The sequence below is a fragment of the Streptomyces sp. NPDC054840 genome, assembly GCF_053611065.1.
In genome coordinates this window covers 1-10249 of record NZ_JBSGZP010000229.1, presented here as the reverse complement: position 1 = coordinate 10249, position 10249 = coordinate 1, and the positions used below count along the sequence as shown (strand labels likewise).

The 10249-nt window shown below is 69.8% G+C and carries 14 protein-coding genes; all 14 read right to left on the bottom strand.

Annotation, left to right across the window (positions count from 1 at the left end; genetic code table 11):
• Window positions 1-122: 122 nt before the first annotated feature.
• Window positions 123-1427, bottom strand: a complete 1305-nt coding sequence (locus ACWGIU_RS18125) for a tyrosine-type recombinase/integrase (RefSeq protein ID WP_453706953.1) — start codon at window positions 1425-1427, stop codon at window positions 123-125.
• The gene (locus tag ACWGIU_RS18120; protein ID WP_031156236.1) at window positions 1427-1624 is read right to left on the bottom strand and encodes a helix-turn-helix domain-containing protein; all 198 of its coding nucleotides are present in this window, start codon (window positions 1622-1624) and stop codon (window positions 1427-1429) included. The genes ACWGIU_RS18125 and ACWGIU_RS18120 overlap by 1 nt, the downstream gene beginning before the upstream one ends.
• A gap of 250 nt (window positions 1625-1874) precedes the next feature.
• Complete coding sequence (locus tag ACWGIU_RS18115) at window positions 1875-3260, bottom strand: DNA primase family protein (RefSeq protein ID WP_453706952.1); 1386 nt, start codon at window positions 3258-3260, stop codon at window positions 1875-1877.
• A complete protein-coding gene (locus ACWGIU_RS18110; RefSeq protein ID WP_453706951.1) occupies window positions 3257-3571 on the bottom strand; it encodes a hypothetical protein in 315 nt (104 codons plus the stop codon). Before ACWGIU_RS18110 ends, ACWGIU_RS18115 begins: the two co-directional genes overlap by 4 nt.
• Window positions 3568-4449 (bottom strand): DNA primase, encoded by an 882-nt coding sequence (locus tag ACWGIU_RS18105; protein WP_453706949.1) that lies wholly within the window; start codon window positions 4447-4449, stop codon window positions 3568-3570. Before ACWGIU_RS18105 ends, ACWGIU_RS18110 begins: the two co-directional genes overlap by 4 nt.
• Window positions 4446-5129, bottom strand: a complete 684-nt coding sequence (locus ACWGIU_RS18100) for an SAM-dependent methyltransferase (protein WP_453706947.1) — start codon at window positions 5127-5129, stop codon at window positions 4446-4448. Before ACWGIU_RS18100 ends, ACWGIU_RS18105 begins: the two co-directional genes overlap by 4 nt.
• 292 nt (window positions 5130-5421) lie before the next feature.
• Window positions 5422-7548: an FtsK/SpoIIIE domain-containing protein gene (locus tag ACWGIU_RS18095; protein WP_453706945.1), complete on the bottom strand. Its 2127-nt coding sequence runs from the start codon at window positions 7546-7548 to the stop codon at window positions 5422-5424.
• Between the two features lie 92 nt (window positions 7549-7640).
• On the bottom strand, window positions 7641-7868 hold the full coding sequence (locus ACWGIU_RS18090; RefSeq protein ID WP_453706943.1) for a DUF6257 family protein: 228 nt from the start codon (window positions 7866-7868) through the stop codon (window positions 7641-7643).
• A gap of 74 nt (window positions 7869-7942) precedes the next feature.
• Window positions 7943-8323, bottom strand: a complete 381-nt coding sequence (locus ACWGIU_RS18085; protein ID WP_453706941.1) for a DUF6251 family protein — start codon at window positions 8321-8323, stop codon at window positions 7943-7945.
• A gap of 2 nt (window positions 8324-8325) precedes the next feature.
• Window positions 8326-8706 carry an RRQRL motif-containing zinc-binding protein gene (locus tag ACWGIU_RS18080; protein WP_453706939.1) on the bottom strand — a complete coding sequence of 127 codons (381 nt, stop codon included), beginning with the start codon at window positions 8704-8706 and terminating at the stop codon, window positions 8326-8328.
• Entirely contained in the window at window positions 8703-9542 is an 840-nt protein-coding gene (locus tag ACWGIU_RS18075; protein WP_453706937.1) for a DUF2637 domain-containing protein, read from the bottom strand. The genes ACWGIU_RS18080 and ACWGIU_RS18075 overlap by 4 nt, the downstream gene beginning before the upstream one ends.
• Window positions 9539-9703 carry a hypothetical protein gene (locus ACWGIU_RS18070; protein ID WP_453706935.1) on the bottom strand — a complete coding sequence of 55 codons (165 nt, stop codon included), beginning with the start codon at window positions 9701-9703 and terminating at the stop codon, window positions 9539-9541. Before ACWGIU_RS18070 ends, ACWGIU_RS18075 begins: the two co-directional genes overlap by 4 nt.
• Complete coding sequence (locus tag ACWGIU_RS18065; protein WP_453706933.1) at window positions 9700-10026, bottom strand: DUF6303 family protein; 327 nt, start codon at window positions 10024-10026, stop codon at window positions 9700-9702. Before ACWGIU_RS18065 ends, ACWGIU_RS18070 begins: the two co-directional genes overlap by 4 nt.
• The coding region (locus ACWGIU_RS18060; protein WP_453706931.1) for a DUF6284 family protein at window positions 10023-10249 on the bottom strand (227 nt) is incomplete at its 5' end. The genes ACWGIU_RS18060 and ACWGIU_RS18065, both read right to left, overlap by 4 nt.

Here is a 10249-nt window from a genome sequence, read left to right as displayed (position 1 = left end):
GCTTAACGGATAGAGCATCTGACTACGGATCAGAAGGTTGCAGGTTCGAATCCTGCCGAGTGCACACAGATCAAAGGCCCCCTGGAGATTCTCCAGGGGGCCTTTGACATCAGCGGGTGACATCAACGTGTGAAGCCGGATCGATCAGGCAGCGGAGACTCCTCCCGAGTGTCACCCTCCTCCTCGCCGGATTCGTCAACGCCGAGTGCGTCGTCCATCCGGTCGGCGGCGGCCCGCAGCGTCGTCTGCATGACGTGCGCGTAGGTATCCAGCGTCATGGTGATCGTGCTGTGCCCTAGCGTCTCCATGATCGTGCGAGCGTCCACACCCTGTGCGAGCAGCAGTGAGGCGCAGGTGTGGCGCAGGTCGTGCACACGGACCCGGCGGACCTTGGCATTGCCACACAAGATCGTGAGCATCCGGTTCAGGCTGCGCGGATCGGTGGCGCGGCCGGTCGCTGTCGTGAAGATCAGCCCGCTCGGCTGGTGGGCGAGCGGCTGCCACTTCTCGCCGGCCACCTTCCGGGCCGTCTCCTGCTGCTTCTGGTGGGCGAGCAGCGCGTCCACGCACCGCTTGGGGAGCGACACCGTACGGATGGAGCGCGCCGTCTTCGGGGTGCCGAAGATCAGCTCTCGCCGGATTCGCTGGAGGTTGCGCCGGACCCTGAGCTGTCCGCCCACCAGGTCGACGTCCGACCACGTGAGTGCCAGGACTTCGCCGCGCCGCAGCCCGGTCGAGATCAGCAGGAGCCACAGCGCGTACAGGCGGTGAGGCCGGGCGGTCTTTAGGAGCATCCGCACTTCTGCCGCGTCCAGGGGGTGCACTTCTTCGCGCTTCACGGTGGGGGTCTCCACGATCCGGGCGACGTTGCGCGCCACGAGTTCTTCACGGACTGCCTGCTGGAGCGCCGAGCGGAGCACGGCGTGCACGTACTGGACGGTGCGAGCCGACGGCCGGCGTGCACAGCACCGACCCACCGCGCAGCAGGCCCGGTCCTCCTTGGCTCGCGCGGCATCGGCTCCCCGCATGCAGCAGAGACACCCCGCCTTGAAGCCAGCGAGGAACCGGCGTACGTCTGTGGGCGACAGCCGGTTGAGCCGCTTCGTACCGAGCGCGGGACGGATGTAGAGGCGAGACAGCCCCTCGTAGCTGCTGAGCGTCGCGGGCTTGAGGCGGTTCGGAGCGATGGCGGCGAGCCAGTACGTCAGGTACTCCCCGAAGGCCATGGAGGATGTCGCGGCCGGGATGCCTTGGCGGGTCTTGTCTTGCAGCTCGATGAGCTTGTCGCTCACCTCCTCGCGGGTCTTGCCGTAGACGAACTTCCGGACCCGAGTGCCATCCGGCCGGTAGACGTAGGCAGCCGCCTGGTAGCGGCCGTCCTTGCGCTTCGTGATGGTGCCTTCCCCATTGGCGCGCCTCTTGGCCATCAGGCAGCCTCCTCAAGCTTGTTGTGGATGTAGGTCTGGAGCGAGACGAGGGGGATGCGCCGTGCGCGGCCCTCGGTGTAGCTGGGCAAGGCACCCGAGCGCAGCAAGTCGTAGAGCTTGCTCCGGCTGAGCCGAAGGGCCTTCATGGCCTCGGGCACGGTGATGGCCTCATGGGTCGCGGGCAGCGTGAAGCTCAAAGCGGGCTCCATGTGGTGTGAGGCGGGGCGTACAGGCCCCTCGAAAAGTCGGCGACACAATGTCGTGGGTCGCGGACCATCGCGGACCACCCGGTCTGACCTGCGGTTTTCCGGGGATGGTGTGCGGACCATCGCGGACCGCCCGTGAAGGGCGTGGTCCGCGATGGGCGCGTTTCGAGGGTTGGTGAATGTGCAGGTCAGAGGGGGTGGTCCGCGTTGGTCCGCGACCCGGCGGAATGTAGGCCGAGTACTACGCCGGGGAGGGGCGCAGGGTGATGCCGGTGTAGGTGCGGACGCGGATGCCGCCGTCTCGGGGTCGGGTGGTGGTGAGTTGGGGGACGACGGATTGGAGGTTGCGGCCGAACATCTGTTTCGTGCCGGCGCGTACGCCGTTGTCCTCGGCCCACTCGCGCCAGACGTTCCACAGGGCGTCCACCTGTACTTCGCAGGCGGGGCCGGTGGTGCAGCGTTCCCGGACGAACGCGCTGGTGGGGGATGCGGTGTCCTGCATGATCATGACCGCCTCCTGGGAAGACTCCGGCTGGGTGATCCGGCCGGTGCGCTCCAGGCGGGCCAGTCCTTCGAGGGCCCAGTTGAGGATGCCGGGCATCTCGGCGGCGAGCTTGGCGTCCAGGCCGGTGTCCTCCCGGCCGAGCCAGGACACGGTCAGGTTCAGCACGATGAACCTGCGGGCGATGACCCCGGAGGAGTCTCCGAAGGAGGGCAGTTCGTTGGTGAGGACCATGAGCCGGGTGGGGAGCTTGCCGGTCCAGATATCGCGGAACTTGCGGTCGATGTCGATGGTGTCCTCGCCGGAGATGGTCAGCAGCCGCTCCACCACGCCGCTGTCGTTCCCGGACAGGCGCGCGTCGGCGATGACGGCGAGCGGCTTACCGATCAGGGAGGCCAGCCCGAAGTTCGTGCCCAGGGCCGAGAGGGGCGGGCCAGCAATGTTCTCCTCGCCGACCATCTCCTTCATGACCCGGGCGATGGTGCCCTTCCCGGAACGGGTCGGACCTTTCAGGAGCAGGATCTTCTGTTGGTCGGTCCTGCCGGACAGGACGTAGCCGAACCATTCCTGCAGGGCAGCGATGGACGCGGGGTCGTCGGGCCACAGCTCGTGCAGGAAGCTGTCCCAGTTCGGGGCGACGGCCTGCCGGTCGTATTCGAAGGGGACGGCGACGATGTTGAAGAACCCGGGGGTGTGAGGCAGTAGCGCTCGGTCCCGGATCCGCAGCAGCCCGTTCTGGCAAGCGACGATCGGGCTGCGGTCCGCCGCGGCTTTCTCCCGGTCGATCCAGGAGGGGGCGTCCACCTCGGTGGGCAGGAGGGTGACGGCGAAAAGGGCGTCCAGGAGGTTGCCGAGCTTGGTACGGGTCGGCGCCCAGTCCCGGACCTCGGGCAGACCGTCCTTGTCGAGTCCGGCGACGTAGGTGGCGTGCTCCAACTGCTCGTACAGCCGCTTGCGCATCAGCAGGTCCTCGAACTCACGCCAGCAGGTACCCGTCCAGTGCATCCACGATCCCCGCCACCGCCGGCACAGCAGACGGCCCTGCTCGTCCTCCCAGCCGGGCAGGATCCGGCGTGCGACAGCCATGGGGTTGCTCGGAGCGGGCAGCTCCTCGGCGAGGCTCATGCGGCCTTCCTCCCTTCCTGCGGGGTGATGTGCGGGCAGTCGGTGCGGTGCTGCTCGTGGTCGGCGATCAGGGCGAGCGCCCGCCGCTGTCCGGCGGCGAACAGGTCCCTCCCGCACGCACACCAGGACCGGACGGACGGGGTCACGCCGCGTCCGGGGGCGGTGATGTGGAGCCAGGCGACGGGGCGGCGCCCGTCATCCCAGCGCGGGTCAGAGCGAAGGGCAGAAGGGACGCCTTCGGCGACGACCTTCGGCGCGCCACTCGCGTCGAGGGTGGGGGTCGGTTCGGCGGTGCGGGGGCCGGTGGTCACGATGCCCTCACCGCAACCGCGTTGAAGCCGTTGGCCACCGCACGGGCGGCGTACTTCTTGGGCACGCCGACGGCGACGGCCGCGTCGATGATCTGCTGGCCGAGGATTTCCAGCCCACACGGGCCGGGGCATGCGGTGTGCTGCTTGGCAAGGAAGCGGGCCACTCCGTACGCCGCGCTGCCCGCGCCCTGCTCGCGGCAGGCAGAGACCCTGGCGAGACCACGGTGCAGCCCGGTCCGGACGAAGGTGTCGCTGTGGCGGCAGCCGGTGGCGACGGACCGGTCCCAGGTGGCACAGGCGGGCGACGAAGAGTCCACCTCCCCGCGCATGGGCTGGGTGGTCTCTTCCTTGACGATCAGCGCGCGGACGGCATCCGGCAGGACGGTCATGTCGCCCAAGCCGGGCCCGTACCAGCGGGCGTAGACCATGAGGGACTTGATGTCGACGCCGGGCCGGACCCCGTTGGCGGACTGCATGGCGCCCCGGTAGATCCAATGCTCCCCACGCGTCGTCGGCAGGGCCCTGGTCGCGGGAAGCGTCTGGCGGGCCCACCTGACGGCGTCAGCGTTGTCGAGATCGACGACGGTGTAACCGCCCCCGCCGGGGTGGTAGGCGACCGCTCCGGCCTGCTGCCAGGCCCGAGCCCACGGCGGTGAAGTCAGGACTGCGGGGTCGGTGGTTGCTGCGGCCCAGGCGTGGCAGGGGGCAGGGCACTGGCAGGGCCCGGCGGCCTTCATGTGCGGGCGGTCGCCGCAGGCCGAGCCGACGCAGGCCGGGCAGTTTCCGACGGGGAGCTTGCCTTCCCGGAGCGGCAGAACGGGCAAGCCGAATCCGGCGAGCCAGAGCGCGGTCTGCAGGTGGCCGGTCGCGGCGCTCATGCGGCCACCGCCACGGTGTTCAGGTGGGCGAGCACCTGGCGGCCGATCCAGTGGGTGTAGGCCGGGGGGATGCATTCGCGGATGCCGTCGCGGTTCATCCAGGGGACGTCCATGTCGGCGCGGACGTAGGGGACGTTGGAGAAGTTGCCGACGGCGTGGTACCAGTCGCCCTCCCGCAGCGGGCGGCCCATCTTGGTGAGGGGGGCGGTGTGGGGGTGGTGGGCGGGCGGGGTGAGGGTGAAGCCTCCGCCGGTCTCGAAGAGGCGGTGGCGGTAGGTCCGCATCCCGAACACGGCCGCGCACAGCACCACCGGGTCCCGCAGCTCCGGAGCTGCCTCGGTGACGTTCTCGATGACCCACGGCCGGCCGGTGGCCTCCAGTGCCTGCCGGACGGGGGCGATGAGGTCGGGGTGTTCGCGGCCCTGGATCTTCTGCGTGCGGGAGTAGCGCTGGCAGGGCGGGGAGGCGTGGATGAAGTCGAAGCCGGCGCCGAACTCGCGGATGAACGCGACGGCGTCGCCCTGGTGGAAGCCGAGCGGGTAGCGGGTCTGTGCGGTGAGGTCGACGCCCGAGACGTTGAATCCGGCCCAGTGGTAGCCCATGCCAGCGCCGCCCTGGCAGCAGAACGCGTCCAGTAAGCGCGGCTGGTGCTCTCGCCGGATGTCGGTCGTGTGGGTCATGCTGGTCTCTCCAGTTCTTGTGTGTGCTGGATGAGAGCGGCCCCAGTCATTGGCGTGCGGGGGCCGCTCTCGGCATGTCGGATGGGTAAAGCGGAATCCCTGCCGCAGATGGGTCAGGGAGGCGTGAGCACCCCTGCGGGGGCATCTGTGGAGGGGGTTTCGGGGTGCTGACCTGCGGCGCCTCCCTGCCTCCCTGGCAGATCATTTCCGCAGGTCAAGCCCAGGGAGGCAGGTCAGGGAGGGGCTCAGGGAGTTCTCCCTGCCTCCCTGACGTGTGTGGGGTCGCCTCCCTCTACTCGGCGACGGAAGCGGAACCGTCCTCGGGGCGGTTGGTGAGGGCGCGGGTGATGCGTTCGCGGCCGATGACCATGCGGCCGTCGGACTTGTACGGCTCGGCGCCGGTGCCGTCGAGGACGCGCTTGAGGTCGATGAACGACCACCGGCCGTACGCCTTGCCGTTCAGCGCGGCGAGCCGCTTCAGCACTTCCTGGGTGAGGACGCGGGCTTCGGTGCCGAGGACGGTGAGGATGTCCGCGAGCGGGTCGTACCCGTCCACGTCCGCGACCGTGTGCGCGGTGGTGATGCCATCGCGCAGGGCCTTGGCGCGGTCGGCGACTTCGGCGGCCTGCTCGTCGTCGATGTAGTGGGTCCGTACGGTGATGGAGGTCTGGCCGGCCGGGATGGTGATGCCGCCGGAGGCGACCACGATGGTTCCCTTATCGAGGTCCTGGCGGAGCAGGTGGGGTGCGGCGCCGCCGTCGACGGCCTTGTCGCCGAGGGCCATGCGGGCCTGGGATTCGGTGCCCAGGACTAGGGAGATGCGGGTGTGGGCGCCTTCGCGGACGAGCTTGGGAAGGTTCTGGTCGGTGGGGTCCTGCGTGCCCTCCCACAGCAGCACGTCCACGGCCCGGCCCTGGTTGTGGATCTTGCGGACGGCCATGAAGTACCGGCTGGTGGCCTTGGAGCCGCCGTAGGGGCGCTTGTCGTCGCCGACGGCCGGGCACATGAACGCGACCTGCGCTTCGTCCACGATGCCGATCAGCGGCGTGAACACGGTCCCGGGCGGCATCTGGATGCGGCGTTCCATCTCCGCGACCAGCTCTTCGACCATCTCGGTCGCCTGGATGACGTGCTCGTCGGTCGGCCCTTGGATGAGGGTGGTGGCGAGTCCGTCGAACATGTTCCAGTCGCCCACGCCCTTGAGGTCGGCGATCCGGAACTCCACCGTCTTGTCCAGAGCGGCCCACAGGGCCAGTGCGCGCAGGGCGGCGGTCTTGCCCTGGTTGGACAGGCCCGTGATCAGCAGCATGCGCTGGTACAGGCTCAGAGCGGCGACGTCACCGCGCAGGTCCTGGCCCCACGGAGCCTTGCCCGTCTTGTAGTTCGCGGCCGTCTTCGTGTCGGTGACCAGCGGGGAAGGACCGATCGGCTCATCGAGCGCTCCGGAATCGGCGATCCACAGCCGCACCGTGCGCGCGGCGGCCGGGAGGGTGATGAACACCTCGTGTTCGTGCCGACCGAGGTTCTCGGCGAGCTTTCGGCGGCGCTCCTGGACTTCTTTGGTCGAGACTCCGGAGGGGAGGGTGGCGTCGACCTCGACGCCGCATCCGGCGATCCGGATCGGGCCGAGCATCGCCGCGCCAGCGTCGCCCATCTCCTTGATGGCCTTCCGCATCGGCGCGATCCCCAGGTCGCGCAGGGCGGTGACGACGATCGACGGGGTGATCGGGGCGCCCGAGTCGTCACGCTGCTGCGCGGGCAGGGCCCACTGGGGTGCGGTCTGGCGCTGCCGGCCGACTCCCCACAGGGCCAGTAAGGCCAGCCACGGGCCGACCGTGACGGCAGGCCCCCACACGACGGTGGCGATGTGGACGATCGCTGCGATCGCGTCGATCACAGCGGTGATCGGGGCGAGGATCCAGGTGGCGTCCTTGTTGGCTATGGCCAGCACGATCCCCAGCAGCAGCAGGCCCCCGACCGTGAGGCCCGCCCCGTACGCGGCGCTCTTGACGGCGTCCTGGGGGGCTTTCAGCAGGTCCATGCGGCGGTGGTGGCGGGCGGCGCGGAAGCGGGTGAGGCGGTCCTCCCACTCCTTGGCTTCCTCGAAGTTCCCCGCGGCTTCCGCCGCGCGGATCATCCGCTCGTACCGGGATCCGGTCCGCCCGTCCCATGCCCGCTTGGCCGTGATCCGGGTACCGCCGAGCACGTACATGCCGTGCCGGGCCACCAGCCGGGCTGCTGTACGGGTCCGCTCGTGCGTGACCACGACGCGCAGGCCGTGGACGGAGCGCTTCCACACCCGCACCCGCCGAACCGCATCCGGGGCCGGGGCGGCAGGCGGCGTGTCGGGGGTGTCGCCCGGGAGTGCGTAGGTGCCGGTTGTGGGGTCCTTGAAGAGGGGGACGACGTTGTCGGTCATGCTGAGAACTCCTGCTCTCGCTGACAAGCGGATGGGTAGGGCCGGGGCGGCCGGCGTTCTTTGGCGAGAGGGACGGCCGCCCCGGGGCACAGCTACTTGCCGTTCTTGGCCCTGGCCTTGCGGGCGGCCTTCTCGGCCTCCGCCTGCTCGGCGGCCTGTCGGGCCTCGCGTTCGCGGGCGCCGTCGATGATCCGCTCGACCTTGCGCTCCAAGTCGCCCTGGTGGACGGTCTCGCTGGCGATCCCGCGCTTGGCCATCCGGGCGATGTACCAGCCGATCTGCGCGGTTTCCTTCGCGGTGAACTTCGGGTCCTTCGCCATCACTGGACTCCTTCCGGGGCCGGGCTGTCCGGCTCCCCTCACCACCCGCACAGGACGGGTGGATCGGGCAACCGTCAGCCGCGTCGGCGGCGGGCCTTGCGCACGTTCTTCACGGCCGCTGCACCCTGCGGGCTGCCAACGGACTTCACGACCGTGTGCACGCACCAGCCCAGGACCAGGGCGAGGAAGGCCAGGAACGCGAGGTTCGCCGCGATGGCGGTGAGCGCTCCGATCAGCAGCGGGCCGAAGTAGACCCCGGCGGCGACTGCGCCAGCGCCGACGCCGGAGCCGAGCGCGATCCGCTGGACGGTGCGGTCCGGGGCCGCTTGGTGGATGTGCTGGTGGACGACCTGCGGTCCGGCGTAGGTGGCGGGCAGGTTCTCGGCGTAGACGTGGGTCCCGTCCGGGAGCTGTACGACGCTGGGCGGTCGGACTGGTTCGGGCAGGTGATTCATGGTCATCTCCCGTCAGAGGCTTCGGGGTAGGCACAGGGCACGCACATGCCGAGTGAGGCCGGGATGACGTATCCGGCGTCGGTCCGGCATTCGGGGCAGGTGCGGCGGGCTGTGTTGGCCTTGGCGAGCGCAGCCGTCTTGGCCGGGGTCATCGGCCGGACCGGCTTCGCCCGGTCCACGCGGTAGAGGAAGGCGGTCAGCGGGTCGCGCCGGAAGCGGGGCCGCAGTATTTGTCCGGCGATGTCCTGACCGCCGGGCCGCAGACCCAGGGCCCGTAACTGACGCCGGGTGGCCAGCCCTTCCGGGGCGAGGCGCCACGGGAAGGTGGGCAGGCCGTGGACTCTTCCCAGCGGATCGAAGCAGTCGGCGAACCTCAGGCTCATCCGGCCACCGCCGCCGCGCTGTCCCGCTCGCGCTCCGCCTTCAAAGCCTCACGCACGACCCGGGCCTTCGCCGGCGACGTACGCAGGGCCTTGCGGATGCCCTCACCGGTCAGTTTCTCGACCGGCCACGACTCCGTCAGGCTCCGAGCCTCGGCCAGCAGCTCGATGTCCGTGCGGACCGGTCGACTCGATCGGGCAGCAGCCGGTACCCGACCGGTCGCCCGACGAGGACGCGTCGACTCGGCCGCAACCGCGAGCTGCGGCCGGGCCTCGATCGGCTCGACCACCGGGACGGGGGAAGAGTCCACCCACACGACCGGGGCCTTCTCCTCGACCGGCGATTCGCCCTGCTCAGCCATCGACCGATTTACATCGATCTGAGCCGATTCCTGCGTGCCCGGGGTGACTGCTGGTCGGTGGTGGAGGACCTTGGCGACGAGGTCGGAGCCGAAGTAGATCGACCCGACCGGCAGCGACGTCGCCAGCAGTACGAGCGCCCAGTTCGTGTAGTCCCCGTCGGCCAGTCGACTCCAGCCGATCGACTCGGCGTGCAGCTCGGGCAGGAGTCCGTGGACGTAGTTCAGGACCAGCGAGGCGAGCGTGTAGCCGGCCAGCACCCGCAGGGCGAACTTGCGGGCGTCGTCGGTCAGCACGAGCGCGGCGACCAGGGCCAGGGCCATCAGGCCGTCGACGACGAACGGGTAGAGCGTCGCCGCGGTGTCGTCGGCGCCGATGGCCTTGGCGATGTCGCGCAGGGCGTTCCAGGAGACCCGGAACGCCATGCCGACCACGACCACCAGGGCGAGCACGAGCAGCGTTTTGGCCTTGCGGTTCACCGGGCGACCTCCTCGTCGTCGTCGAGGTCGCCCGGAACCCAGATCCACGACTCGCCCATCCCGTCGTCACCCCGGTCCGGATTGGCCTGCGGTCCGGGGAAGGATGGAGTGGCGGGTTCGACGGCCGGCCGGGAGCGGAAGAGTTTCCGAAGGATCCTCATGCCGCACCGTTTTCCAGCGGCCGGACCTTGACCGCGCCCAGGAGGAGCACCCGTACCGGGTGCGGGTGGTAGTCCGGGCCGGTGTGCTCCGTCCACTCCCACTCGGCGCCGTCGGCGAGGACGAAACCGAAGTACGCCAGAGCGTCCCGGCGCTGGTCGAGGGTCGGGACCTCGGTGGTGGCCGGCCAGTTGAAGGTGGGCCACTCACTGACCAGACCGGACATGGCCACGTACAACTGCCAGCACGGGCCGGCCGTCCGATCCGGGAACGTGGGGCCGCAGCAGCGCAGGGACAACTGCGCCCCGAAGATCTGCTTGCTCATGCCGCATCCCCCGAGACCGTCGATCCGGCGATGCGGTTGGCCAGGTCCCTCCGGGCCGCCAGGACCCGGTTGCGGGCCCGGCGGATCCGACGGACGTCGACCTCGGTCGGGGTCCGGTCGATCGTCATGATCTGAGCGTCGAGCAGCTCGACATCCGCCTGGATGAGCGGCATCTCCTGCTCGATCGAATCCAGCTCCGCGTCCGACGGCTCCAGGCCGTCGG

Bases quoted from the DNA above. Each gene is read 5' to 3' on its own strand.
- ACWGIU_RS18125 (WP_453706953.1), bottom strand. From the start codon at position 1,427: ATGGCCAAGAGGCGCGCCAATGGGGAAGGCACCATCACGAAGCGCAAG.
- ACWGIU_RS18115 (WP_453706952.1), bottom strand. From the start codon at position 3,260: ATGAGCCTCGCCGAGGAGCTGCCCGCTCCGAGCAACCCCATGGCTGTC.
- ACWGIU_RS18105 (WP_453706949.1), bottom strand. From the start codon at position 4,449: ATGAGCGCCGCGACCGGCCACCTGCAGACCGCGCTCTGGCTCGCCGGA.
- ACWGIU_RS18100 (WP_453706947.1), bottom strand. From the start codon at position 5,129: ATGACCCACACGACCGACATCCGGCGAGAGCACCAGCCGCGCTTACTG.
- ACWGIU_RS18095 (WP_453706945.1), bottom strand. From the start codon at position 7,548: ATGACCGACAACGTCGTCCCCCTCTTCAAGGACCCCACAACCGGCACC.
- ACWGIU_RS18090 (WP_453706943.1), bottom strand. From the start codon at position 7,868: ATGGCGAAGGACCCGAAGTTCACCGCGAAGGAAACCGCGCAGATCGGC.
- ACWGIU_RS18085 (WP_453706941.1), bottom strand. From the start codon at position 8,323: ATGAATCACCTGCCCGAACCAGTCCGACCGCCCAGCGTCGTACAGCTC.
- ACWGIU_RS18080 (WP_453706939.1), bottom strand. From the start codon at position 8,706: ATGAGCCTGAGGTTCGCCGACTGCTTCGATCCGCTGGGAAGAGTCCAC.
- ACWGIU_RS18070 (WP_453706935.1), bottom strand. From the start codon at position 9,703: ATGAGGATCCTTCGGAAACTCTTCCGCTCCCGGCCGGCCGTCGAACCC.
- ACWGIU_RS18065 (WP_453706933.1), bottom strand. From the start codon at position 10,026: ATGAGCAAGCAGATCTTCGGGGCGCAGTTGTCCCTGCGCTGCTGCGGC.